At 48.6% G+C, this 25,830-nt stretch carries 23 protein-coding genes; 14 read left to right on the forward strand and 9 right to left on the reverse strand.

Features of this window, described 5'->3' with window-relative positions; genetic code table 11:
• Positions 1-14 precede the first annotated feature (14 nt).
• Positions 15-734 (forward strand): RNA methyltransferase, encoded by a 720-nt coding sequence (locus JQX58_RS08890; protein WP_204146482.1) that lies wholly within the window; start codon positions 15-17, stop codon positions 732-734.
• A gap of 97 nt (positions 735-831) precedes the next feature.
• Here the strand turns inward: JQX58_RS08890 and gndA are convergent, their stop codons facing one another.
• Complete coding sequence (gene gndA / locus JQX58_RS08895) at positions 832-2,358, reverse strand: NADP-dependent phosphogluconate dehydrogenase (RefSeq protein WP_204146483.1); 1,527 nt, start codon at positions 2,356-2,358, stop codon at positions 832-834.
• A 499-nt stretch (positions 2,359-2,857) separates the two neighbouring features.
• Here gndA and JQX58_RS08900 point away from each other — a divergent pair, with 499 nt between their 5' ends.
• The 4 genes from JQX58_RS08900 to JQX58_RS08915 all read left to right on the forward strand — a co-directional run bounded on the left by JQX58_RS08900 (position 2,858) and on the right by JQX58_RS08915 (position 6,620).
• Positions 2,858-4,411 (forward strand): phosphoenolpyruvate carboxykinase, encoded by a 1,554-nt coding sequence (locus JQX58_RS08900; protein WP_204146484.1) that lies wholly within the window; start codon positions 2,858-2,860, stop codon positions 4,409-4,411.
• A gap of 109 nt (positions 4,412-4,520) precedes the next feature.
• The gene (locus tag JQX58_RS08905) at positions 4,521-5,294 is read left to right on the forward strand and encodes a TatD family hydrolase (protein ID WP_204146485.1); all 774 of its coding nucleotides are present in this window, start codon (positions 4,521-4,523) and stop codon (positions 5,292-5,294) included.
• 9 nt (positions 5,295-5,303) lie between these two features.
• Entirely contained in the window at positions 5,304-6,185 is an 882-nt protein-coding gene (locus tag JQX58_RS08910) for a sugar nucleotide-binding protein (RefSeq protein ID WP_204146486.1), read from the forward strand.
• 36 nt (positions 6,186-6,221) lie between these two features.
• On the forward strand, positions 6,222-6,620 hold the full coding sequence (locus tag JQX58_RS08915; protein WP_204146487.1) for a hypothetical protein: 399 nt from the start codon (positions 6,222-6,224) through the stop codon (positions 6,618-6,620).
• Positions 6,621-6,656: 36 nt separating this feature from the next.
• Here JQX58_RS08915 and JQX58_RS08920 read toward each other — a convergent pair whose 3' ends face one another.
• Both JQX58_RS08920 and JQX58_RS08925 read right to left on the reverse strand, forming a co-directional pair.
• The gene (locus JQX58_RS08920) at positions 6,657-7,502 is read right to left on the reverse strand and encodes a hypothetical protein (RefSeq protein ID WP_204146488.1); all 846 of its coding nucleotides are present in this window, start codon (positions 7,500-7,502) and stop codon (positions 6,657-6,659) included.
• A gap of 18 nt (positions 7,503-7,520) precedes the next feature.
• Entirely contained in the window at positions 7,521-8,060 is a 540-nt protein-coding gene (locus tag JQX58_RS08925) for a YceI family protein (protein ID WP_204146489.1), read from the reverse strand.
• 144 nt (positions 8,061-8,204) lie between these two features.
• Here JQX58_RS08925 and JQX58_RS08930 point away from each other — a divergent pair, with 144 nt between their 5' ends.
• On the forward strand, positions 8,205-9,095 hold the full coding sequence (locus JQX58_RS08930; RefSeq protein WP_204146490.1) for a LysR family transcriptional regulator: 891 nt from the start codon (positions 8,205-8,207) through the stop codon (positions 9,093-9,095).
• 29 nt (positions 9,096-9,124) lie between these two features.
• On the opposite strand, the gene JQX58_RS08935 is transcribed toward JQX58_RS08930, so the two are convergent.
• From JQX58_RS08935 to JQX58_RS08945, 3 genes are all read right to left on the reverse strand, one after another.
• Positions 9,125-11,041 (reverse strand): beta-ketoacyl synthase, encoded by a 1,917-nt coding sequence (locus JQX58_RS08935; protein ID WP_204146491.1) that lies wholly within the window; start codon positions 11,039-11,041, stop codon positions 9,125-9,127.
• 152 nt (positions 11,042-11,193) lie between these two features.
• Positions 11,194-12,105 (reverse strand): glucosaminidase domain-containing protein, encoded by a 912-nt coding sequence (locus JQX58_RS08940; RefSeq protein ID WP_204146492.1) that lies wholly within the window; start codon positions 12,103-12,105, stop codon positions 11,194-11,196.
• 173 nt (positions 12,106-12,278) lie between these two features.
• Positions 12,279-13,259, reverse strand: a complete 981-nt coding sequence (locus JQX58_RS08945) for a glutathione S-transferase family protein (RefSeq protein ID WP_204146493.1) — start codon at positions 13,257-13,259, stop codon at positions 12,279-12,281.
• A 105-nt stretch (positions 13,260-13,364) separates the two neighbouring features.
• Here JQX58_RS08945 and JQX58_RS08950 point away from each other — a divergent pair, with 105 nt between their 5' ends.
• The 5 genes from JQX58_RS08950 (at position 13,365) to JQX58_RS08970 (ending at position 20,112) form a co-directional block, all read left to right on the forward strand.
• Entirely contained in the window at positions 13,365-14,513 is a 1,149-nt protein-coding gene (locus tag JQX58_RS08950; RefSeq protein WP_204146494.1) for a GGDEF domain-containing protein, read from the forward strand.
• A gap of 275 nt (positions 14,514-14,788) precedes the next feature.
• Complete coding sequence (locus tag JQX58_RS08955) at positions 14,789-15,433, forward strand: TetR/AcrR family transcriptional regulator (RefSeq protein ID WP_338040714.1); 645 nt, start codon at positions 14,789-14,791, stop codon at positions 15,431-15,433.
• Positions 15,434-15,435: 2 nt separating this feature from the next.
• A complete protein-coding gene (locus JQX58_RS08960) occupies positions 15,436-16,053 on the forward strand; it encodes a LysE family translocator (RefSeq protein ID WP_204146496.1) in 618 nt (205 codons plus the stop codon).
• Positions 16,054-16,181: 128 nt separating this feature from the next.
• On the forward strand, positions 16,182-18,614 hold the full coding sequence (lon, locus tag JQX58_RS08965) for an endopeptidase La (protein ID WP_204146497.1): 2,433 nt from the start codon (positions 16,182-16,184) through the stop codon (positions 18,612-18,614).
• A 127-nt stretch (positions 18,615-18,741) separates the two neighbouring features.
• Positions 18,742-20,112 carry an MATE family efflux transporter gene (locus JQX58_RS08970; RefSeq protein ID WP_204146498.1) on the forward strand — a complete coding sequence of 457 codons (1,371 nt, stop codon included), beginning with the start codon at positions 18,742-18,744 and terminating at the stop codon, positions 20,110-20,112.
• 4 nt (positions 20,113-20,116) lie between these two features.
• Here the strand turns inward: JQX58_RS08970 and JQX58_RS08975 are convergent, their stop codons facing one another.
• Positions 20,117-20,875 carry a TlyA family RNA methyltransferase gene (locus tag JQX58_RS08975; protein ID WP_204146499.1) on the reverse strand — a complete coding sequence of 253 codons (759 nt, stop codon included), beginning with the start codon at positions 20,873-20,875 and terminating at the stop codon, positions 20,117-20,119.
• Positions 20,876-20,984: 109 nt separating this feature from the next.
• On the opposite strand from JQX58_RS08975, the gene JQX58_RS08980 reads away from it, so the two are divergent.
• The 3 genes from JQX58_RS08980 (at position 20,985) to JQX58_RS08990 (ending at position 24,015) form a co-directional block, all read left to right on the forward strand.
• A complete protein-coding gene (locus JQX58_RS08980) occupies positions 20,985-21,833 on the forward strand; it encodes a sulfurtransferase (RefSeq protein ID WP_204146500.1) in 849 nt (282 codons plus the stop codon).
• Positions 21,834-21,897: 64 nt separating this feature from the next.
• Positions 21,898-23,067, forward strand: a complete 1,170-nt coding sequence (locus JQX58_RS08985) for a nucleotide sugar dehydrogenase (RefSeq protein WP_204146501.1) — start codon at positions 21,898-21,900, stop codon at positions 23,065-23,067.
• Positions 23,068-24,015, forward strand: coding sequence for a glycosyl transferase family 90 (locus JQX58_RS08990; RefSeq protein ID WP_204146502.1), 948 nt, complete (start codon positions 23,068-23,070; stop codon positions 24,013-24,015).
• On the opposite strand, the gene JQX58_RS08995 is transcribed toward JQX58_RS08990, so the two are convergent.
• Both JQX58_RS08995 and JQX58_RS09000 read right to left on the reverse strand, forming a co-directional pair.
• Positions 24,008-25,039 carry a glycosyltransferase family 4 protein gene (locus tag JQX58_RS08995; RefSeq protein ID WP_239090223.1) on the reverse strand — a complete coding sequence of 344 codons (1,032 nt, stop codon included), beginning with the start codon at positions 25,037-25,039 and terminating at the stop codon, positions 24,008-24,010. The two genes, JQX58_RS08990 and JQX58_RS08995, sit on opposite strands and share 8 nt — an antisense overlap.
• 4 nt (positions 25,040-25,043) lie before the next feature.
• Positions 25,044-25,829, reverse strand: coding sequence for a glycosyltransferase family 2 protein (locus JQX58_RS09000; protein WP_204146503.1), 786 nt, complete (start codon positions 25,827-25,829; stop codon positions 25,044-25,046).
• Between the last annotated feature and the right edge of the window lies 1 nt (position 25,830).

Consider the following 25,830-nt stretch of genomic DNA (forward strand, 5'->3'; position numbering starts at 1 on the left):
GGTAGCACACAACTATGCAGCAGAACGTAAAAATTGTCCTGGTTAATACGTCCCACCCAGGCAATATTGGCGGTACCGCCCGGGCGATGAAAAACATGGGATTGAGCGAGCTGGTGCTGGTTGATCCTAAGCTGTTTCCCCATGATGAAGCCATCAGCCGAGCATCGGGGGCGACCGATATTTTGGATAATGCAAAAGTCGTTGCCACGCTGGAAGAGGCGATCGCAGACTGTCAGTTGGCGATCGGCACCAGTGCGCGCGAGCGTCATATTCCGTGGCCTCTTGTCGATCCGCGCCAAGCCGCGGATTTAGTCTTTAGTGAGCAGCTAAAAACCGCATTTGTATTCGGGCGTGAAGATCGTGGCTTGACCAACGAAGAGCTGCAACGCTGTCACTACCATGTGCATATCCCGTCGGTAGAAGGCTTTAGTTCACTAAACTTAGCGGCAGCGGTGCAAGTGATCGCTTACGAACTGCGTATGCAAGAGCTGGCGCAGCAGGATGGTCCGATCGTACAGAGCAAATGGGATGTGCCAGCGGCCACGACCGAGCAGCTAGATTACATGCTGACCCATTTGGAAAAGGTCTTGGGTGATATCGAGTTTTTAGACCCGAAAGCGCCACGCCAAGTGATGACGCGTTTTCGTCGTCTGTTCCAGCGTTCGCAGCTGGACCAACAAGAAGTCGGCATGCTACGTGGCGTGTTAACGGCGATCGAAAAGCAACACAAATAAATATTGCGCTAACGTTGTCGGTTAGCTCGCTATGTCAGACACAAAAAAGCCCGCCTAAAGATCTTTAGGCGGGCTTTTTAATGGCAATGAGCCGGGCTTATTTGACCTGAGTTTCAGGGCGGCCCGCTTGTTGCCAATGGGTATGGAATTTTTGACCTGGCTCTGCGTCAACACGCTCATAGGTGTGCGCACCAAAGTAGTCGCGCTGTGCTTGCAGTAGGTTGGCTGGCAACACTTCTGAACGGTAGCCATCGAAGTAGGCCAGCGCTGAGTAGAACGAAGGTGTTGGAATGCCTGACTGTGCGGCCAATACCACGGCGTCGCGTAGACCTTTTTGCTTTTCTTGCATCGCGTTGGCGAAGTACTCGTCTAGCAGTAGGTTTTCTAGGTCGTGGTTGTTTTCAAATGCGTCGGCAATCTTCTGTAAGAAAGAGGCGCGGATGATACAGCCGCCACGCCAGATCTTGGCGATACCGACGAAGTTTAGCGTCCAGTCGTATTCGGTTTGAGCGGCACGCATGAGCTGGAAGCCTTGCGCGTAAGCACAGATCTTAGCGCAGTACAGTGCGTTTTCGATTGCTTGCTCAACTGCTTGTGCATCGATTTCAGATAGATCAACGTCGCCCACTAGGAAGCTTGATGCTTTTTCTCGCTCGGCTGTCAAAGTACTTAGCGCACGTGCGTAAACCGATTCACTGATGATGCCCGCCGGTACACCCATTTGGGTGGCGCTGATAGACGTCCAACGACCTGTACCTTTTTGACCGGCACTGTCCAAAATCATGTCGACCAGTGGTGCGCCGGTTTTTTCATCGTACTGTTGTAGGATGTCGGCACTGATTTCGACCAAGTAGCTGTTCAGTACGCCTTGGTTCCACTTTTCAAATAGCTTACCGATTTCAGCAGGCTCGTAACCAAGTAGCGAACGAAGAAGGTGGTAGGCTTCACAGATTAGCTGCATGTCAGCGTATTCGATGCCGTTGTGTACCATCTTAACGTAGTGACCAGCACCGTTTGGCCCAAGGTAGGCTGTACATGGCTCACCTTCGGTAACAGGCTGACCTGGTGTGCGGGTTTCGATTGGCTTGCCATTGGCATCAACTTTTGCTGCCACGGCTTCCCACATTGGCTGTAGGTATTTCCAAGAGTCTGCGTCACCACCTGGCATTAGAGAAGGACCAAAGCGTGCGCCAACTTCCCCACCCGATACGGCTGTGCCAAAGAATTTGAACTTGTCTTTATACTCGCTTTCGCGACGAATAGTATCCGTCCATTGGCTGTTACCGCAATCGACCACAATGTCCTGTGGCTCTAGACCGGCTTCGATTAAGTTTTGGCAAACAGCATCCACTGGTTTACCAGCGGGTACTAAGACAACGATAACGCGTGGGCTAACCAGCATATCGAGCATTTGCTTAATGTCGTCACAACCAATGATTCTCGCTTCGTCGACGGAGTCAGGACGCTCACTAGCTTCAGTGTCTAGTACGTCTTGGACTTTATCTTTGTCGAGATCAAAACCTGCAACGCGATAACCGTGGTCGGCTAGGTTAAGGGCAAGGTTCTTACCCATGACGCCTAATCCAACGAATCCGATGTTGCAGCTCTGATTCACGTTTTGCATAGCTTTAAGTCTACCTTTGTTTCGAACGGGGAAGGTTAGAAAGAATCCTACCATGAACCTAGGCTTAAAGGCCTGACTGACGGGCAGGGTAATAGTTGAATTATTGTGGATTTTAATAATTTCGAGGGGGATTTTAGACGAGAATAAACGCAATTTCGAGTAAAAATGCAGCGAATGCGCTTAGAGCCTATATGCAGTTAGTTGGAATCCTTTATAACCCTTCACTATATAGCGCCGTAATTTAAAAACATTTACGTAATTTTATTTCATATCGTTATTTTTATTACAGTATAAAAAATCAACTAAATGTCGTTTTTGAAACATTTAAATTGTTTAATTTCAAAGGCTTAGCACTTCTTTGTAGTCCCAGTCACCTGTAAAAAAATAACATTATGTTATATCAATATTATTTTTTAGAATGTTTTGTTAGTATATTTGTAACCCCCATATAAAAAAAATAATTCCAATAATTAATATTCTATTCAGAGGACTTGTGCATATGATCAATCGATCTGATGACTCAATAATTGTACGAAACCCCACCACAGCAGTACTGGTAGAAAGTGCGTTGGCAGCGGGTGAAGGTGTGTTGGCGGATACCGGTGCATTGGTAGTAGAAACGGGTGCGAGAACTGGCCGTTCACCGATGGATCGTTTCATTGTTGAAGAAGAGACCACACGCGATACGATTCACTGGGGCGCGGTAAACCGTCCATTCCCAGAAGAAAAATTTGCACCACTTTGGGAGCGTGTTGAAAGCTACCTTAATGAGCGCAAATCTTACCTATCAGATGTGCATGTTGGCGCGGGCGATGATTACTACATCCCAGTGCAAATGCGCACAGAAACGGCTTGGCAGCATTTGTTTGGTCGTAACCTATTTATTGCCCCTGAGTCTTACAATCCTAACGCTAAGGGCGAATGGCAGATTTTGAATGTCCCCACATTCGAATGTCAGCCAGAGCGTGATGGCACCAACTCTGATGGTTGTGTGATTCTAAACTTCAAAGAGCGTAAGGTGCTGATTGCCGGTATGCGTTACGCTGGTGAAATGAAGAAGGCTATGTTCTCGGTGCAGAACTACCTATTGCCAGCAGAGCAAGTGTTGCCGATGCACTGTGCCGCCAACGTCGGTGAAGAAGGCGATGTGACATTGTTCTTTGGCCTGTCTGGTACTGGTAAAACAACCTTGTCTGCAGATGAGTCACGCTTCTTGATCGGTGATGATGAGCACGGTTGGGGCAAAGGCACTGTCTTTAACATCGAAGGTGGCTGTTACGCCAAAACCATCGATCTGTCTGAAAAGAATGAGCCGGTTATCTGGAAGGCGATCAAGTTTGGTACCGTTCTTGAAAACGTGGTTCTAGATGAGCAGCGTCACGCTGACTACACTGACACCTCTTTGACGCAAAACGGCCGCGCAGGTTACCCGCTGACGAGTGTTGAAAAACGCTCAGCCCATAACCGTGCGGGTGAGCCGAATGCGGTGATCTTTTTGACCTGTGATTTGACGGGGGTCTTGCCGCCGGTGTCGATCTTGTCAAAAGAAGCGGCGGCATACCATTTCTTAAGCGGTTACACAGCTTTGGTTGGTTCGACTGAAATGGGCGCTGGCACGGGTATAAAATCAACTTTCTCTACCTGTTTTGGTGCGCCTTTCTTCCCACGTTCGGCGGATGTCTACGCAGATCTTTTGATCAAGCGTATTGAAGAGTTTGGTAGCAAGGTTTACTTGGTTAATACTGGCTGGACAGGTGGTGCTCATGGTAAAGGCGGCAAGCGCTTTAGCATCCCAACCACACGTGCCGTAATCGCTGCGATTCAGTCCGGCGCGCTAGCTAATGTTGAGACAACGCACCTTGAGCAGTTGAATGTGGACATTCCGACACAAGTTGAAGGGGTGGAAAGCCAGCTTTTGAATCCTCGTGATACATGGTCAGATCAAGCCGCTTACGATGCACAGGCGAAAGATTTAATTAGCCAGTTTGTTGAGAACTTTAAGAAATTTGAGACCGTCTCGCAGAGCATTATCGATGCCGGTCCTAAGCTGTAACGGCTAACGTCTCCTCTTTACACAAAAGCCGCGTACCATACGCGGCTTTTTTACACTCCCATGTGTTGAGTCTCTAGAGACTTGAGCCCGCTTCATGTAATCTTTGTGCATGATCATCGACAGTCACTGCCATTTGGATTTTGCTTGTTTTAGCGACGATTTGGATGCGCTATTAAAGCGTTGCCAAGCCGTTGGTGTGAGCGAATTTTTAGTGCCCAGTACGACGGCGGCTTCTTGGTCGCAAGTGCAGGCGTTAGGGCAACAATATCGCTGTTGTAAGATCGCGCTAGGATTACACCCTTATTTTTTAGAGAGCTTCACCGCCTCAGCGTTGCCTTTACTTGAGCAGCAGTTGTCGGCACAACCTGTCGTGGCGCTAGGGGAAATCGGTTTGGATAAATGGCCAGGTATGCCGGACTACGGGCTGCAAATTGAGGTTTTTTGTGCTCAGTTAGCTATGGCCGATCGGTTGCAGTTGCCGGTGATTTTGCATACCCGCAAAAGCGAAGATGATGTATTGAAGTATCTGCGCCAGCAGGGCTTTAAATGGGGTGGCATCGTGCACGCCTTTAATGGCAGCTTGCAACAGGCGAAGCGCTTTATCGAGATGGGATTTGTGTTGGGCATCGGCGGCACGGTGACCTACCCAAGAGCAAACAAAGCGCGTCAAGTGCTGCAGGCGTTAGCCGATGAAGAGTTTGTATTAGAAACGGATGCGCCAGACATGCCGTTAAGTGGTTATCAAGGGCAAACCAATACGCCTGAGCGGTTACCGCTGGTGGCGCAAGAGGTGGCCACTTTGCGCAGTCAATCGCTAGAGCATGTGGCTGAGCAAACCAGCAAGAATCTATTAAGAGTGATGCCTAATTGGCATAAGGTTTAGAGAGTAAGTATGCAAGACAACATTAACGCCCCGATGCGTGTGGTGCTATTAGGCAGCGATACTGAGCTGGGGCGCGCGATTCGTGAGTACTACGACAACGATTTTGACTTTGATTGGTTAGAAACCCCGAGTGAAGAGGTGATGCAGCGTTTGTCCTCGTCGGTGCTGGATCGTCAATATTGCGATGCGATTATCGACGCTTATTCTTTACGCAGTGCATCACAAAACGATTATGCCCAATTTTTAGCCGCCCTTGAGCAGGTTGTTCAGCAGGAGTCTTGTCCACCAATTTATATGTTAAGTGGTGTGCAGGTGTTTTTGGGCGACAAAGAAACCACTTACCTAGAAACCGATGAGCCAGATGGTCGTGGCCGTTTTGCCAATACGTTACAGCAGGCGGAGCAGGTCGTGCTAGCGTCTGACAACAACATTGTGTTGCGCACCGGCTGGTTGTTTAGCGGTGCCGTAGATGATTTTGTGTCTAATACTATCAATCTGGTGCGCTCGGGCTCTTCGGTCACGTTTCATGACACTGCGATCGGTTCGCCGACGCCTGTCAGTGATGTGGCGCGAGTACTATTATCTGTGGTTAAGCAGCGCCATTACGGTGCTAAAAATACCGGTATTTATCACTACTGTTGCTCAGAAGAGATTTCTTGGATGGGGTTGGTGGAGGCTGTGTTAACCACGGCGAGCCAATTTGATCAAAGAGCCCAAGCGGAGCTCGAAAAGCTGGGGGATACGGTAAATGCCTTGGAAATGGCTACTGAGATCAAAAGACAGTCATTATCCTGTCGAAAAATCTTTGGTCATTACGGCATCAAGCAGCGTTCGTGGCGACCTGTGCTACGATCACTGATTAAAGAATTGTATCAGCTACCATCTGCCTGATGGTCAGTAATAATCTATTGTCTAGAGGAGTGAACTGTGAACGTTAAAGCTGTCTTGTTGGTTTATGTGTTACAGCTGATTGCCGGAGTGATTTGGTATTCTGCGGCACCTGCGGAGGTGACACAGCAGCTTGAGGGTGGTTCGCTCAGTGATGGCCTGAATGGCAGCATGATCGGCTTTGCGATTGCGCTATTCGTTTATACCTATTTCACCGCTTGGTTACTGGTTAAAGCCAACATAGGCTCAAGTTTTGGCATGATGCTGATTGTTATTATGAGCTGGTTGTTTGTGGTATTGCCTAACTTCTTTTTCACCAGTCTATTTTTAGACTTCTCGCACATGGGTTACTTGCTGTCGTTTGGTTTGATTAGTTGCTTGATTGCTGCGTTCATTCTGCCATTTTGGCGTGCGAGTCGTACGATCTTTAAAGGCTAGAAAGTTTGCTGGATCAGGGAAAGTAAGAAAGTAGCCTTAATAAAGGCTACTTTCTGGCCAGACAGACCAAAGCGCAACTGCTGCGATCACTGCACTCAAGAGTACTTGTGGTAACAGAGTTTTAAGGGGGCTCAGTAAGCGCCCATCTTCACGCCAAATAAGGTTGCTCAAGGCATTAGTTAGCAGAGCAACATAGCTTACCAATACGACCCAAAGCGGTAGATCAGCCAATACATGGGCTTGCGCTAATAGGCCGGCAAGCACAAAAGTGCCAGGCAATAGCAGAGTTAAGCTGCTTTGTTTAAGAACAAACCTTTGTACCAAGATCGCAGCTGCCATGCTGGCGGCAAAGACCCCCAACAATTGTCCAATCAGCAAACTGCCACCGATCGATACGACTGGTGCGCTCACGGCGGCTACAACAGCGAGTGAAGCCGTTGGCGCGTGAGAGGTCTTGGCTTCGGCAGTAATATTTTGGCAACTCATCACCAACCAAGCGATAACGCCTGCCGCAATGGCCCAAGAAATACTCACCAGTTGATTTTGATGCTGTAGCACAGGGTTTAGTAGCAAATAAAAGCTTACACTCAGTAGCAGCAGCGTTAACCAAGAAGTTTGCCAGCGTGCACTTAGCGTTTTTAGCAATGAGGCCAAACAACCTAATAAGACGGTGATGACTAAGAAGTCTAGGGCTTTGCTGGGCGGGAAGTTTAAGCCTGAATGAATCAGGTTTAAGCCCACCAAAAAGCCCGCTGCAAGGCCAAGGACGCTCAGTCTTTGATGTATCTTTCCTAGCAGGGCGAGTAGCGCCGCTGCTAGAAATGGATAGATCGCTGTATTGAGTAACATCACCAGGTTGGTATTACCGGCTTCCTCATACATGGTGCGGTCAGCCTCTTATTATTGGCGAATGCCTTCAATGTAAACGTCGATTTCGGTTTCGTCGGTCACACCAGGGATGAAGTAAGACACACCAAAGTCGCTACGCTTAATCGTAGTGCTGGCTTCAAAGCCGGCACGGTAGCCGCCCCATGGATCGTCGCCTTCGCCAACTTTATCGACTTCGAATGTCACTTGTTTGGTCACGCCGTGAAGCGTTAGGTCGCCAACTAGATCTTCGCCGTCAAATGAGGTGCTTTTGAAGGTTAACGTTGGGAATTGTTTTACGTCTAGGAAATCAGGGCTGCGAAGGTGCTTATCACGTGCTTCGTGGTTGGTATCAACGCTAGCTGCTTGAATGGTGAATTCGACTTTGCCTGTGGTGTCGTCATCACCGTAAGCAAAAGAGCCTTCAAAGTCATTAAAGCGGCCGACGGTTGTGCTGACACCAAGGTGACCCACTTCAAATGTCACGGCTGAGTGTGCTGGGTCAACTTGATAGTCTGCGGCGAATGCGCCTGTTGATGCGATCACTGCGGTAGTAACCAGTAAAGCTTTCATAGTGCCTCCAAAAGGTATGTTGTTTAACGTTGGCAACCAGTATAATCAGGTTTAAATGATACATAATCAGCCATTTTTACAATTCACTGTTTTATATTAAGAAATAAATCTAAGGGAACTTTCCTTACAAATCAGGAGTTAAATATGGATAAGCTGCAGGCGATGAAGGTGTTTTGTCGTGTTTATGAAGCTGAGAGCTTTAAGCTTGCCAGTGAATCATTAGATATTTCTAGACCTATGGTGACCCGTTATATCAACTCCCTAGAAGAGGAGTTGGGGGCTAAATTATTACATCGTAATACACGTAATATCAGTATCACGCATGCGGGACGTCAATATTATCAGCATTGCACCAATATCCTTGAGGCGATCGAAGAAGCTGAAGGTGAGCTGGGGGATTTGACGCGCCAACCTAAAGGTCATTTGCGTATAAGTGTGCCGATGGACTTTGGTTTGACGCACATGGTGCCGATCTTAAGCGAATTCTCTGCCCGTTACCCAGACATTACTTTAGAAATTGATTTTAGCGATAAGCGCATTGATTTGACCGAGTCTGGGATTGATTTGGCGGTGCGTGGTGGTGAGTTGGGTGGCGATCACTTTATCGCTCGACCTTTGTGTAACATGCGTGGTTATGTCTGTGCTTCGCCGGACTATTTAGCGCGTCGAGGGACACCTAAGCACCCAACCGATTTGCTCGAACATGACTGTTTGATTTATACCAATGCTCCTTACGCTGGGCGTTGGCAGTTCCGTAATGCGCAAGAAGATTTTGAAGTGCATGTCTCTGGTTCGTTGATGGGCAACAATGGCGGAGCATTGACACGCTTTGCGGTAGAGGGGGCGGGGATTATTATGCAGCCGGATTTCTTGATCGAAAAGTACGTCGAATCTGGTGAGCTGACGGTGTTGTTCCCAGAGTATGAGACGTTCACAGGGCAGTTTTACGCGGTCTATGCGGAGCGCAAGTTGTTGCCGAAAAAGGTGCGCTTATTGATTGATTTCTTGATCGAAAAACTAGGATCCCCAGCATAGCTGGGGATTCTTGGTCTGACTTGAGGTGATTAGACTAGATCGTCGAAGTCGTTACTGACGTTTAGATCAACTGCCATATCATAGCCAGGTAGCTTGATCTGGCTATCGCTAATGTCCAATTCTTCGCCGCCTAATACATTGAAGCCAAAGCGATAAATCGGTTCGATTTCGCCGCGAATCATGGCCTCATTGTAGGCTTGCGATGCTTTCTTAACCGCTGCGTTCTTTTCTTGGTAAGCGGCGAGTTGCTCTGCGCTGTAACGCTTCGCCAGCATATCCATCGCTTTGTGAGGGGCTAACAAGATCGCAGTGGCATTGTTGCCGCCAAAGCCTTTGGAGTTTAGCAGTGCCGCATCAAAGTGCTCTTTACCGTATTCTTCGTGCTTAAGTTGGAACTTAAGACCATCGGTGTAGACGTCATCCGCCACAGCACTTGAGGTCACGATACCTGGCAAAATGCCATGTTCCCAGACACCAAGTGATAAGTGAAGCTGGTCGCCACCGGCGGTACCTTGAGAGTGGCCAAGATACGCTTTCATCGCAGTGACCGGCATGGCCTCAGCACCAAAGCTGGTGGCGGCTTGGCTTAATACATGTGATTCGGTGACACGGTTTTGCGGCGTACTGGTACCGTGCGCTTGGATAAAGGTGCGCTCGGTTAAGCCGTCACGGCCAACGATGTTTTCTAAGTAAGCCATCGCTTTACTAAGCGTTAGGTAGTTACCTACACCCGGTGCAGAAATGGACTTTTTGTAACCATCGGCAAACGCGTACACCATTGGGATAGCGCCGTGAATCGTCGCGCCCAACTCAATCGCTAGTTCATCATCCATTAGCAAGGTCCACTGGCTGGATTCACCAATAGTGAAGCCGCAGTTTTGGCCAAATGGGCGACAGCTGCGTGTGTGGTCTGGCTCTTTTTGGTTTTCTAGCATGTCCAATGCCAGCAAAGCGGTATCTTCTGCTAGGGCACCCATGGTGCGGAAACCTTCGATGATCTCAGGTGTGATCGGCGCATCACTGCCGCCAACCATCGCTACGCGAATCTTACCGGTTTTGATACCTTCAACTGCACGTTCAAGGTTAAAGAAGTAAGTGGCACAGGCACCAATCGAGGTGCCAACATTACCTACCGAGCCTAATACGTAAGCGTTGACGAAGTCCGCAGGCATTTGTGCGTAACCAAGCGGTAAGTGTTTTGAGGTGGTGCGTTTGCCCATTAGAGCTGATTTGAGCATGCCGCCAAACCCTAGGTCGTCCATCTGGCCGATGGAGTTGGCCGCGTAAACTGCTACTTGGTCTGGCGCGACTTGATTGCGCACATAATCCCAATCTAGGCCACTACTTAAAATCGCATCAGAGGCGCCGTATACCGTCATTTGTAAACCGCGCGGGTGGTTGCGACTTTGGTATAGTTTGGACGGATCAAAACCTGTCGGTAGCTGGCCGGCCGCTTTGACTGATAAAGACTTAGTGTCTTTGATAAAGGTCTCAAGCGTACCATCAACAGTGATTTCGCTGTGTGTCTTCGACACTTCTTTCACTTGCCAGTTAGTTGGGATGTTGTCTGGCAAAGAGCGAGTTTTAACACTGAAGCTAAGCTTTTCGCCTTCATTGACAGGTGATAGCGCTGAGCTTTTGTGAATCACGACATTGTCGACGTCAAACAAACTTGGGTGAATGCGGCGAATAAGTGTGCGCGCTAGAATCTCTTCACCAAAGGTGTCGATCAATGTTTCAGCATCCAGTGCTTCACCATCGGCTGTAAGCCACTGGCCATTTTGGTATTCAGCGATATTGGTAATCGTGGCGAGGTCTAGTAAAACCTCCTGCTGAATGGCATTGGGAAGTAGATCAAAGATGATTCGGCGATATGCTTGATGGAAAGATGTACGTCCAGCCGAATTGATTCCGCCAAAGCCAACAATAACAGGTAAACGGGCCAAAGGAATGTCCTCGATTTTATAATTTGGGTACTAACGAGCGTTATTGTAAAGGATGGGGCCAATAGACCGCCACCCTGTTACAGCGCTAATTTCTGAGTAAAACATGTTGACCGCGTCACTGAACAGAAAAGTGCACGGAATTCGACTAATGTTTACTCGTTGTAATGAGTCGTGTCATCGCCATGTAGGTTGAAACGCCACAGTTCGTTGTAGTCGATCAAGCTACCGATCTCATCAATGTAATCTTGGCCGCGTTGTGAGTAATGCTCAAGGCCATGTACTAAGGCTAAACCAGTAATGGTTTTGTTTTGCTCACGCAGCTTGGCGCGGATCGCACGCAACTCTTTATAGGCTGAGTTGCTGTTTAGGTTATCTATGTAGGCAAACACAGATTCACGTGCATCACTGAATTTTTTCACTTCGTGATCTTGTGCTTCACCACGGGCGTTGGGCACTAAACCACAGCCTTTACGGAAGCACCATTGGCCGAAGTAGTTGTTGCCCTCTACAGCAAAGCGCGAGGTGCCCCAAGCCGATTCATTGGCTGCTTGGGCCAATACCAAAGACGTTGGAATGATGTCGACGTATTTTAGTAAGGCGGCGATGTCTTCGTGGGTATAGACACCCACTTTGCGCAAATTGTGAATCTTACGCAAAGCAGCCAGCCACGTTTTTTCTTCCCGTGTTGGCGGCTCTGGGTTTTCGAGGATCTTGATGAGGCGCTCACGGTCTTTAAGCAACAGCGCGTTCTTTTCATTAGCAAATGGGATCAAAAACTCGAAGAAAGCATCTTTACGCGTTTGTACGTCTTCAATCGCAGCAAAGTCTGGTTTATTCGGATCGATCGGATGGCTTTGGAAGTACTCACGTTCTTCTTTTGTCGCATCGGTGCTGCTTTTAGCGGTGTCAGATTTAGCCGGCTGTTTCGCCTTCGATTCGGCTTTTTCTACGGCTTGTTCTGTTGTGTCTGAGTCTGTTGCCGGAGTCGTGCTCTGAGGCTCAATTTTTAACCACAGAATGACAATCACTATACTCGAGATAACCCAAAGTAACTTACGTTCCATACTTAACCATCATTTTATTAGCGCGTTTTATAAACAAAACGAGCAACAGAAGGGCCTGATGCTCGCTTGTAGAGTTCAATATATAAGCAGCGTATTATCCGAAAAAAAAGGTTACTTTAATAGTCGCGAGTGTGGCTATCGTCAAAAAGTACTAAATTTTCCCTAAATAACTGCTAAATATCATTCCGAAATAAGGTCGTAGGCCCTTTTGGTACGACTCTTGTCGGGTTAATTGTGTCGTGGCTGTAATAGTAGTGTTCTTTAATATGGTCGAAGTTTACCGTTTTTGCCACGTTTTCCATATCGTACAGGCGTTTTAGGTAGGCGTTTAGGTTAGGGTAATCGATGATGCGCTTCAGGTTGCACTTGAAGTGGCCAAAGTATACTGGGTCAAACCGCACTAGCGTGGTGAATAGGCGCCAGTCTGCTTCGGTTACCTGATTGCCCACAAGATATTGTTGTTGCTCAAGGCGTTGTTCTAAGAAGTCTAAGCTCTCAAACAATGGCGCAACCGCTTCTTCATAGGCCTCTTGGGTCGTAGCAAAGCCTGATTTATAAACGCCGTTATTAACAGTGTCGTAAACTCGTTCGTTAATAGCGTCAATCTCTTGTCGCAACTCAGTCGGATAAAAATCTTGATGGTTGCCAGTTAAGTCATTAAACGCGACGTTGAACATACGGATGATCTCGGCCGACTCGTTAGAGACAATGGTTTGTGTGTATTTGTCCCATAAAATCGGCACGGTGACACGACCAGAGTAGTTGGCATCCGCTTTGGTGTAGAGTTGGTAGGCATAATCAAAGCCATAAAGTGGATCGCCGGCAGGCACTTCAGCATCTTCAAAGCGTGTTTCTGATTTGAATTCCCAGCCATTTTCTAGCATGTGCGGGTGCACGCAGCTAACGCTAATGTGCTCGCTAAGTTGCTTTAGTTGGCGCATAACAAGCGTGCGATGCGCCCATGGGCAGGCTAAGGAAACATAGAGGTGGTAGCGCCCAGATTCGGCGGGGAAGTGTTGTGCATTGTCAGCATCGTATTCACTTGGGGCGACTAGCCAGTTACGAAATTGTGATTGCGAACGTACGAATTTACCTTTGGTCGATTCGGTGTCGTACCATTGGTCGTGCCATTTTCCATCAATTAATAAGCCCATAACTACCTCAATGTTGATTTAAGCCCCCAATTATTAATGAAAATTACTTCATTTAGGGGCAAGATATTGATTTTATATAATCGAATGAATCGATAGGTTAGGTAAATGCCTCAGAGAGTGACCTCACTTTTTATTCCTCTTTTTATATTATTGGGGAGTTTGCTAGCGGGTGTGTATACCCAGCAATTGCCCAATTTGGCGTTGGCTTTACTGCCATGGCTACCTTATATATTAGTCGTTGTCATGGCGCTGATGGCTTGGCACTTCAATCGCGGGAAGGTGTTGTTGGCTGGATTGCTGATTCTGACGCCGGCGTTTTTCCCTTATATACAAAACGATAGTCTGCCGAGTAGTGCCACCACGGTTACGGCACTCGGGCTTGGGTTGTTGCTGTTGCTGCGTGAGCGCGGCTTCTTTAATCGCTATGTGTTTAATCGTTTTTTATTTCTCGCCATGCTGCTCATGTGGAGTTTCGCATATGAGAAACAGTGGGTGCATTTTAAGTTTTTAGCCTTTGCTGTGCCGCTGATAGACATGCCACTGTCTACTTTACTCTGCTGGGCGGTGGTGGTTTTGGCGCTTGGATTGTGTCTTTATATCTGGTGGCGCGCCAATGACGCCTTTTCCTCAGCCGTTTTGGTGAGCCTGCTAACATTGCTGTTACTTGAAGTATTAACCCTTAATCGCCTCCAAGAGTCGGCCTTGCGCAGTGCACAAATATTAATTTGGATCTGGTTTTTCGTGGCAGAGAGTCATCGTATGGCCTATCGCGATGAATTGACCCAGTTGCCCAGCCGACGTGCCTTAAACGAAGCATTGCAAGCGTTGCCTAGGCATTACGCGATTGCCATGCTGGATGTGGATCATTTTAAGAAATTTAACGATTCTTATGGTCATGACAAAGGGGATGAAGTGCTGCAAAAAGTAGCCGAAGTCTTACAGCAATTTAATGGTTATGCGGCGGTGTTTCGTTATGGTGGCGAAGAATTTACCTTGTTATTCAAAGGTCGTCATTTGGAGCAAGCCGGCGAGGTATTAGAGCAGGTGCGTGAGCAGATCAGTGCTCAGCAACTGGATGTCTCGACAGACAAAAAAACCAAGCACGTCAGTGTCTCAGCAAGCCTTGGCTTGGCCCACGCCCAGCCGAATGAGTGGCCGGATGAAGTGATAAAGCGGGCGGATGAGGCGTTGTACAAGGCTAAGCGTAAAGGGCGTAATTGTATCGTCACGGCGCGCTCGCCTAACAAAACTTAAACACTTGGTTAACTTACGTTGCCTTTTAAGTGCTTTTTGGGTAATCTGACCAAATGTTCAGATTTTTACTGCGGCTATCGCACATCTAAATTGTCGTGCCTGACGATAAACTGAGCCAACGTGGTACAGCAGCACTAAATAGGCGTATGCCTAACGCCTAACTGTTGTAAGGGGAACGGGGAGCTTTTGCTCCCCATTTTTTATGATGTGAATTACAACGCTTTGCCCCTATAATTCTTCTTTTGCCAATCCGTTCTAACTAAATGGAAGTCGTTGTGACCGAACCGAAGAAACGTAATAAAGATCAGCTTAAAAGTCATATTCGTGCGCAAAATCAAGCGCTTATCCTAGCGACTGCGGAGCGAGTATTTGCCCGCCAAGGGCTAGCCAAAACGACCACGCAGATGATCGCTGACGAGGCAGGATTGCCAAAAGCCAATGTGCATTATTACTACCGCTCGAAGAAAGATTTATTAGAAGCTGTCTTAGAAAGCATCCTACAGCTGTGGCTCGATTCTGTGAGTCAGTTCAATGTAGAAGATGGCCCTAAAGCCAATCTAACCCGTTATATCAGCCAAAAAATCGACCAATCTCGCATCAATCCCTGTTCGTCCAAAGTATTTGCTATGGCACTTATTGGCGAAGAGGAGTTTGTACTGGAGTTTCTACGCCGCTACTTTGTTGGGCAATTGCAAAAAGAGCGCGAAATTATCGATCAGTGGGTTGCAGAGGGCTTAATGAAGCCAGTCTCGGTAGAGCACCTTTTCATCAGTATGTGGGCGTTGACACAAACCTATGCGGACTTTGATGCGCAGGTAAAAATTCTGCTACAAAAAGACGAGCTAAGCGAAGCGGACTTTGACGAAGCCAAGCAGTTTGTGACGCGTATGATTCTCGGCACATGTGGTATTGAGGCTTAATCATGACCATTGAAAGTGCGATCACCTTTTTTATCGCTATCTTTGTGTTTGGCATTACGCCAGGCCCTGGCACCTTTGCAGTATTGGCCAAAAGCTTGTCACAGGGTGTTTTAAGAACCTTGCCTCTTTCTATGGGTATGGCGTGCGGTGATATCGCTTATTTGGTGATGGCGTGCTTTGGCTTAGCGACCATTGCTGAGCAATGGGAAACCTTGTTTATCGCCATTCGCTACGTTGGCGCGGCGTATCTTTTGTATTTAGGGCTGAAAATGTGGACGGCGCCAGTGACGTCTCTTGATGAAGCCCCTAATCAGTCACGTAAGCAAGGTATGGCGGCTGCGGTGCAGGGCTTTTTAATCTCTTCTTCGAATCCTAAGGTGATTTTGTTTTACATCGCCTTTTTACCTACCTTTATGGACGTTACGGTGCTGTCTGGTACCGATGTGGCAAAAGCCTCTGTATTGGCCTTTGTCGCCTTAATGATTGCTTTGACCACCGTCTCATTGGGCGCTGCCCAAGCACGTCGCTACATGACGTCGGTACGGGCTATGCAGCGCTTAAATCGCAGTGCTGGTGGCTTAATGATGGGCGCAGGTGCCTATTTGGTTGCGCGCGGTTAACTGCAAAAAAGGTGAAGTAAACAAGCACCTAGGGGTGGTTGGATTGTATTTCTGCTAACTGACACTACATACTCTTTATATTCCAATATTGATCGCATGCTGATCATAATTTGCAGAGAAGAGACTTTATGAGTGACGATGAAAAATATCTAGACCAATCTCAAGGTGATGTTGTCGACGCGGAAGAAGTGTCCATCAGTGACCCGCGTGCCCTAGCGCTGCCGGATGATGTGTTACCCGATACCCTCTATATTTTACCAGTCTCAAGTCGCCCCTTTTTTCCAGCACAGGTACAGCCTGTTATGGTCGACGCTGACCCTTGGGAAGAGACCCTAGAGAGCATTTCAGATCAGCAACAAGCCGTTGTTGGTTTGGTCTATGCGGAAAAGGTAGGCTCTGGTGCTCCTAAGGTTGATTCCTTCTATGAGCTTGGCTGTGTGGCGCGCATTCACCGCGCTGAGAAACAAGACGATAAAGTAACTTTTTTGGCGCAAGGCCTTAAGCGCATTCAAGTGGTTGAGTGGTTAAGTGAAGAAGCGCCTTACCTAGCGCGTGTGCGTTATATCACTGATACGACGGTAAAAGATGATGAGGCCAAGGCTTACTCCATTGCCATCTTAGACGCCATCAAAGAGCTGATTCGTCTGAATCCTCTCTTTAGCGAAGATTTGCGTCAGTATCTAGGGCGCTTCTCGTTTAATGAACCAGGTTTGCTGGCCGACTTTGCGGCTTCGATTACCTCGGCTGAGCCGCAAGAATTGTACGATGTGTTGGCAACACTCAAAGTGTCACCACGTCTTAATGCATCACTGACGCTACTACGTAAAGAGCTAGAGATTGCTCGATTGCAGAATGAAATCAGCTCGGAAGTAAACGAAAAGATCAGCAAGCATCAGCGTGAGTTTTTCTTGAAAGAGCAGCTCAAAGTCATTCAAAAAGAATTGGGCATCTCGAAAGACGACCGCACTACCGATGTGGAAACCTTCCAAGAGCGTTTGCAGGGCAAAACCATTCCTGAGGCCGCCCAGCATAAAATCGATGAAGAGATGCATAAGTTGAGCATCTTAGAAGCGGGCTCGCCAGAATACGGTGTTACGCGTAACTATTTAGATTGGGCGACGTCCTTACCTTGGGGAGTGCACTCAGAAGATAACTTGGACATCAACGTGGCCCGCGATGTGCTCGGTTCGCACCATGCGGGGCTTGGCGATGTAAAAGATCGTATTATCGAGTTCTTGGCGCTGGGGGCCCATCGCCAAGAAATGGGCGGCTCGATCTTGCTTTTGGTGGGGCCACCAGGGGTAGGTAAAACGTCGATTGGTAAGTCGGTCGCCGAGGCGCTTAACCGTGAGTTCTATCGCTTTAGTTTAGGTGGTATGCGCGATGAGTCTGAGATCAAAGGCCACCGTCGCACTTACATCGGCGCGATGCCGGGTAAATTTGTGCAGGCCCTTAAAGATGTGCAGGTGGAAAACCCTGTGATCATGCTCGATGAGATCGACAAGATTGGCTCGTCGTTCCAAGGGGATCCAGCCTCTGCGTTACTTGAAGCGCTAGACCCTGAGCAAAACAGTGAGTTTTTAGACCATTACCTTGATATGCGCGTGGACTTATCTAAAACGCTGTTTGTCTGTACTGCAAACCAGCTGGATACCATCCCAGCGCCGTTGCTTGATCGTATGGATGTGATTCGCCTGTCAGGTTATATCGCTGAAGAGAAACTCGCTATCGCCAAGCAACATCTATGGCCTAACTTGTTGAAGAAAAACAAGTTGCTGAAAAAACAGTTGAACATTACTGATGCCGCACTGAAGTACATCATCGAGTCTTATGCCCGTGAGGCGGGCGTGCGCGGGCTTGATAAGTTGTTGCAGAAGATTCTGCGCAAAAGTGTCGTGGAATTGATGACAGGCGAGAAAGAAAGCATCAATGTCGGCGTCAAAGATGTGGAAACCTTGCTGGGAATGCCGTACTTCCGCTCAGAGAAGACGTTGCGCGGCGTAGGCGTGGTGACAGGTCTGGCTTGGACGTCTATGGGTGGCGCTACCTTGCCCGTTGAAGCCAATCGCGTACACGAGCTAAGCCGTGGCTTGAAGCTGACGGGTAAGCTGGGCGATGTGATGAAAGAGTCGGCCGAGATCGCTTACTCTTATGTGCTGTCACACACTAAGAGCTATCAGAAAAACGCTGAGTTCTTCGATAAGTGTATGGTGCATTTGCACGTGCCCGAAGGGGCGACGCCCAAAGATGGTCCAAGTGCCGGTATTACCATGGCCACAGCCTTGATGTCGTTGGCCAAAGGTGAGCCAGTGCAGCGCCCTATGGCCATGACTGGCGAATTGACGCTCACGGGGCAAGTGCTGGCGGTAGGCGGTATTCGCGAAAAAATCATTGCCGCTAAGCGCAGTAAGATCAATGAGGTGATTTTGCCTGAGGCGAACCGTCGTGATTTTGATGAGTTGCCAGACTCGGTTAAAGCGGATATGACGGTGCATTTCGCCGAGCGCTACGCCGATGTCGAGAAGATTGTGTTCGCCAAGTCGGATCGCGGTATTCACTAATATGTCCACAATAGAGCGTTCTATCGCTTGAGGATACGTGCGACAATAAACAGCCGAGTGAGCCAAAAGCTTGCTCGGCTTTTTTTATCTCTGGCGCCACACGCCGCATTGGTTTTCGAGGGGTTTCATGCCGCAGCAGGCAAAATTGACACAAGGGTCGACCTTTAAACACGTTTCCGTGATGTCCTTTACTGGGGCATTAGGGTTGATGGCGATGTTTTTGGTGGATCTGGTGGACATGCTCTTTTTGTCGATGCTGGATCAACATGAAATCGTCGCAGCAGTGGGCTTTGCCAGCACCATCATGTTTTTTACTGTGTCGATCAGTATTGCCGTGTCGGTAGCGGCGACGGCACTGGTCGCCAAGGCAGTAGGTTCTGGTGATTACGCGTTAGCGCGGCGCCGAGCGACCCATGTGCTGGCGGTGGGCACGGTTTTTTCCACACTTGTTGTTTGGCTGCTTTGGCCGCAAATTCCCGCTTTACTTGGCTTTTTAGGTGCCAGTTCGCTGACGTTAGAGCTGGCCACTGGCTATTTGCAAATCCTCATGCTGGGCATGCCGGCGGTGATGGTAGGGATGATTGCCTCGGGCATTATGCGTGCTTTGGGCGATGCTCGACGCGCCATGTATGCAACTTTGCTCTGTAGTGTCGTCAACGCGATTCTTGATCCGCTGTTGATCTTCGTTTTTGGATTGGGCATTCACGGAGCGGCTATTGCTTCCTTGGTGGCGCGCATATCGATGCTCGGTGTGAGCTATTGGGGCGTGGTAACGGTTCATGGCATGTTGGGGCGTTTTAGCTTTTCTGAGTGTTTCTATGATCTGAAGCCGATCGCAAAAATTGCTGTGCCAGCGATGCTAACGAATTTGTCATCGCCGCTGGCGAATGCGATTGTGATGGAGCATGCGGCCGAGTTTGGCGATGATGCTGTGGCTGGCGTGGCCATTGTTGGACGCATCATTCCGGTGGTGTTTGGCGGGTTGTTCGCTTTATCCGGGGCGGTCGGTCCGGTATTGGCACAAAACTATGGCGCCAATCAGTTTAAACGCATGCACGATGCCATCACCAGTGCGGTGGTGTATGCGCTAATTTATTGCGTGCTGTTATGCAGTGCTTTGTACTTAGCGCAAGGATTTTTGGTCTCGATCTTTAATGCTACGGACGAGACCGCCAGTTTGATTCGCTTCTTTGCAACGTATGGCTCGTTTAGCTTCTTTTTCCAGAGTTTGCTGTTTATCGCGATTGCTGCGTTCAACAATTTGGGGCGCCCGCTCAGCAGTACGTTGCTGAATTTTGGCCGTGCCACACTCGGCACTTGGCCATTGATTATCATGTTTGGCTGGTGGATGGGCGCCGATGGTGTGATCTTCGGGCAGGCGGTCGGTTCGGTGATTTTTGGTTTGATCGGCTTTGTTTTGGCTAAGCGCTATGTACGTTTGCTCGAGCGCCGCGCTTATGCACGCCAGCGCTCACCTGCCACGGCTAAGGCGGCTTAGCGGATTAATGGCGCTGAGCGACTAAGACAAACTCCTGATTGCCATCGCCGCCTTTGATGATACTTTTTTCATAATGCAGTACATCAAATCCTAGGCTTTCGACCAACGCTTTCATCTCTTGCTCAAGTTTCACGACGCGGGTTTTGTCACGCACAATCCCACCCTTGCCAATGGCTTCTTTGCCAAGTTCGAACTGTGGTTTGACGAGGGTGATCAAGTAGCCTTGTGAGCGAATTAGAGCTGGCAGCTGCGGTAATATTTTGGTTTGTGAAATGAAGGACACATCCATCACAGCGGCATCAAATCCCGCTTCGGGGCAGTGCTCACCAAGATCATCACGGGTCAAATGACGGGCATTGGCGCCCTCCAGACAGATCACTTCATCACGCTCGCGTAGGCGTGGATCGAGCTGGTCGTGTCCGACTTCCACGCCAACGACTTTGCTGGCACCGTGCTGCAAGGCGCAGTCGGTAAAGCCGCCAGTAGATTGGCCAACATCCAGCACTTGAAAGCCTGCCAGACTCAAGTTGGCGGTGGTTAAGGCGCCCACAAGTTTCAATGCACCGCGTGATACGTATTGATCTGCTTCATCTAGCTCTAAGCGTATTTCGACCTCTGGGTCTACTTTGTAGCTGGGCTTTTTGATCGCCAGCCACTGGTCTTTTTCAAACACAAACACTTTGCCTTGGCTGATAAAGGTTTGCGCTTGTGAGCGGGATTTGGCGAGTTGTTTTTCGGTCAGCAGTTGGTCGATACGTTTCATGGTGTCATTTTGTCAGATTGATTGCCGCCACATCATAGCAAAAGCGCCGCAATCGCAGTAGGCTATTGTGTTCATACTTAACACATGATGTGACTCAATAGAGGTGGATATGGCACTGCCAACGATGATTTCTGTGGCGCAACTGAGCGCAATGTTAGACCAGCAAGATTTGGTGATCTTAGACAGTCGTTTTTATTTGGCAGATATACACAAAGGCCAGCAAGTATATCGTCAAGGCCACATCCCAGGGGCTGTGTTTGTCGATCTGCACCAGCAATTAGCGGGTACAGAGAGTGAGCAGACCGGCAGACATCCGTTACCTGAGCCTGATGCCTTTGCCAATACCATTGCTGAGCTGGGCATTACTGCTGATTCTGAAGTGGTGGTATACGATGATATGGGCGGCGCCATGGCCGCTCGCGCATGGTGGATGTTGGTACAGCAGGGCATCCAAGTGTATGTGCTTGATGGTGGATTGCCAGCTTGGCAGAGTGCTGGATTGGCGTTAGAAAGTGGTGAAAACATGCCTACTAAGGCTAGTAAACGCGTGAAGGTGTCGTTTCCTTGGCAAGTACTGGAAGAAGACGTGGTGAAAAACTTTGAAAGCGATCAGTTTCAGTTGCTTGATGCCCGTGCCAGCGATCGCTTCAACGGTGAAAATGAGACCATGGATCCAGTGGCAGGGCATATCGCAGGGGCTTTGAATCGTCCTTTTAGCCAGAATTTAACCGCTGATGGCACTATGAAAGCACCAGCATTGCTGCTCGATGAGTGGAGTGATTTACTGCGTCATGTGGAAGCCCCCATTGTTTATTATTGTGGCTCTGGTGTGACGGCTTGTCACAACGTGTTGGCGATGAATTACGCGGGCCTTGAAGCTAAACATATCTATGTGGGCTCATGGAGTCAGTGGTCCAAGCGTATGTTGCGTCAGTTGCAGGGTAGTTCGGGCATTTAGTCATAGAGCTGTTATCAAAGGCGCGCTAAAATAGCGCCAATTTAAACGTTATTAAGGTTTGCAGATGAAAATTGCAGTAGTGGGCACAGGCTATGTGGGGATTTCCAACGCCTTGTTGTTAGCCAAACACAACGAAGTGGTAGCGCTTGATGTGGTGCCTGAAAAAGTCGAAATGCTTAACCGTGGCGTGTCTCCGATCCAAGACGATGAGGCGGAGCGTTACCTAGCCGAAGAGACGTTAAATTTTCGTGCTACGTTAAACCCTGAAGAAGCCTATGCGGGCGCCGAGTTTATCGTCATTGCCACTCCGACCGACTATGATCCTGAAACCAACTACTTCAATACGCGTCATGTGGAGTCTGTGATTGCCGATGTTATCCGTTTAAATCCGACGGCTACTATGGTGATTAAATCGACCATTCCGGTGGGTTACACCTTGGATGCTTGTGCGCGTTTTAATACGGAAAACCTGATCTTTTCACCAGAGTTCCTCCGAGAAGGCAAGGCGTTATACGATAACTTATATCCTTCGCGCATCATTGTCGGCGAGCGTTCAGAGCGGGCGCAAACCTTTGCTAATCTGTTAGCGCAAGGGGCTAACAAAGATGGCATTGATATTTTGCTCACCGATGCCACTGAAGCCGAAGCCATCAAGCTGTTTGCCAATACTTACCTGGCTATGCGTGTAGCGTACTTCAATGAGTTAGATACCTATGCGGCGACTCATGGTTTAGACACCAAACAGATCATTCAAGGGGTGTCTTTAGATCCACGTATTGGTGGTCATTACAACAATCCATCGTTTGGCTACGGTGGTTACTGCTTACCAAAAGACACTAAGCAGCTCTTGGCAAACTACGATCAAGTGCCTAATAATCTGATTCGTGCCATTGTTGACGCCAACGTGACCCGTAAAGACTTTATCGCCGATGAGGTGGTACGTCGCAACCCTAAAGTGGTGGGTATTTATCGACTGGTGATGAAAGCTGGCTCTGATAACTTCCGTGCCTCGGCGATTCAAGGTGTGATGAAGCGTATTAAAGCCAAGGGCATTGAAGTCATTGTTTACGAGCCTGTTATGGAAGAACAAAGCTTTTTTAATTCTCGTGTGGAAAACGATCTGGAGGCCTTTAAGCAGGCATCCGATGTGATCATTGCCAACCGCGTCACGGATGATATTGAAGATGTACTGGAAAAAGTATACACCCGTGATTTGTTTGGTGGAGATGCATAAGTGGCGAAAAAGAAAGACCTTGCGTATCTAAAAAAGCGCTTGGCGAAAATAACGTATTACATCACCGAGGCGTTTGCTGTCAGTCGCTCGGGGCAAGCTGTGGACGCTTACCTCAAAGGGCGCTCGATCAGTGAAGAGATGCGAGCTCGGGTGGATTATTGTTGTAAGCTTGATCAGCCGTTTTCGCTGACTGATAAGGCGGTCGCGGTGGGCGATTTTAAGCGTGGTAAAAGCTTTGTTTATTACGCGGATACGCGTCGTGTGATCCGCCACTTCCCCAAAGAGGTGCGCTTTGAGTATATCTTTGGCGACGTGACCTATGTGCCTGAGACGCCTTCGTTTGTAAAGAGTCGCCCAGTGTCGGATGACAATGCTAATGCAGTGTTGCTGAAACTGGATGCTTACCGACACTTCCAGTTTTATCAAGACCCTTATCAATTTAAGGATAAAAAGCCACAAGCGATCTGGCGCGGCATGGTTTATCAGCCGCACCGCCGTGCCTTTGTCGATCTGTTTTATAACAGTACGCTGGCGGATGTTGGTCATAACGATGCGACTTTGGCCCATGAGCCGAGCTACAAAGGTTTTATGTCGATCCAGCAACAGTTTGCCTATCGCTATATTTTAAGTGTAGAAGGCAAAGACGTCGCGACCAATCTTAAATGGGCGATGGCGTCAAATTCGCTAGTGATGATGCGCAAGCCACGTTATGAAACATGGTTCTTAGAAGGGCGTCTTGAGCCTGGCAAGCATTATGTTTTATTAAAGGACGATTATTCGGATCTTGAAGAGCAAATTGCTTATTACAATGAGCACCCTGGGGAGGCGCAAGCAATTATCGCTAATGCTCACCAGTATGTCGCACAATTTCTTGATGCCGAACAAGAGCAAACTGTGGCGCTTTTGGTGGCACAGAAATACTTTGATCTACAAAAGAGCGCTAACTAAGCGCTCTTTTGTACAGTTCAAGGTATTGCTCAGCCATGTGCCCTGGGGTAAAGGCTTGTAAGTGTTGTGTGGCGCCAGCCACTAACTGCTGCTGTAATGCAGCGTCTTGGTCTAAGCGCTTAATGGCGTTGGTTAACGCGCTAGCATCGCCTGCGGGGATGCTAAGCCCCGTTTCTTCATGGCGAATAATATCAGGGATGCCGCCCGCATCCGAGGCAATGATGGGCACTTGCGCGTCGATGACGTCGAGTAAGCTCGAGCCAAGGCCTTCGTTACGCGAAGGAAACACAAAATAATCAAAGGCGTGAATGTAGTCACCCACATTGGTTTTAAAGCCCAGCCACGTCAGATTAGGCAAGTCTTCACTCAGCGCCATGAGTTCGTCTTTATCTTTACCGTCCCCTAAGCACAAAAACTGCAAGTGCGGATGGCTGTTCGCAAGTTGGCGCGCACTCTCAATAATGATTTTTTGGCCTTTGTGCTTATCCACCAAAGCGCCCACATGGCCGACTAAGGTTTTGCCTGCAAACGCTTGCTTGATTTTGGCGGTTGCGGCGGGATCGTGACTTAAATCGCCTTTGACGCTAAACACTAAATCCACATTGCCCCAATGCTTTTCTAGAATAATGCCGCGAATGATATTCGAAATAGCCACGCGCGCAGACGCCTGAGAATAGGTCTGCTTATTCAGCCATTTGTCTTTTATCGGCGCATCGACGCGACGGGTCAACAGGTAGGGCGTTTTGCGCAGTTGCTTATGCAACCACGCCCAATGCACCGCCTTTGCCTCATGAGCGTGCACCACGTCGGTTTTGCTAGCCTTAAAGTGGCCGTCAAATTGGTGATTGGCATCGCTAAAGCTAAGGTTGGGGACCTTGTTAAGCTCGGCTCGCAGCGGCGAGTCGGCACGGCAGACTAACTGTTGTGATAGGTTGGGCTGTTTGCCGAGCTCTTTGATCAGAATCGCTGTTTGGCGCTCACCACCGCGAAAGCCTTTGGCAAGATTGACGTGGGTAATATGCATAAGGCTACCAAATGTTCTTAAAGTCATCTTGCTGGGTGACAGAAGGGTCACGTTGGTATTCCAGCAATTTAGCGTATTTCAAATAGCTGTTGACCGCAGAGCTCATTGACACCGTGAAGCCATCGACGCCGCCTAAGAAGCCACGTTTAGCGATGTATTTACGCAAGAAAGCATTTAAGCCATGTAAAAAAGGCGATAAGGCATGGGCGCGTTTGCCTTTGTGATACATGATTTTAGCGGCACGACCACTGAAGTTACGCCCAGGTTTCGCGAACAATTCGCCAATGTTGCGAAACGAGTAGTGGATGATGTCGGCATTAATATTCACCACTTTTTGTGCTTTGACTGCAGCGTGCTGTTTCACATCTGCAAAGCGTGCACTGGTGTGGTTGTAAAGGCGGATACAGCGATCTGGATACCAGCCACATTGTTTGATCCAGCGTTCACCAATCATGTTACGTCGACGGAAGGTGTAGGCGTCCACACCTTTGTCACCAAGGCTCAGCTGTTGAATGGCGTGTGCCATTTCTTCTGTGACGCGCTCATCGGCGTCCAAGCTGAGTACCCAGTCGTTGCTCACATGGCCAAGGGCGACGTTTTTCTGAATGCCATCGCCTAGGTAAGGTTGGTGAACAACTTTGGCGCCCAGTGATTCTGCAATGGCGACGGTGCGATCGCTAGAGCCAGAGTCGACGACGATGATTTCGTCACAGACTTGCTGCAAACTTTTAATGCACGCCTCGATATGGCGCTCTTCATTGAGAGTGATGACGTTGCCGGAAATTTTCATA

It is taken from the genome of Marinomonas ostreistagni, from assembly GCF_016888445.1.
In the GTDB taxonomy this organism is placed as follows: Bacteria; Pseudomonadota; Gammaproteobacteria; order Pseudomonadales; family Marinomonadaceae; genus Marinomonas; species Marinomonas ostreistagni.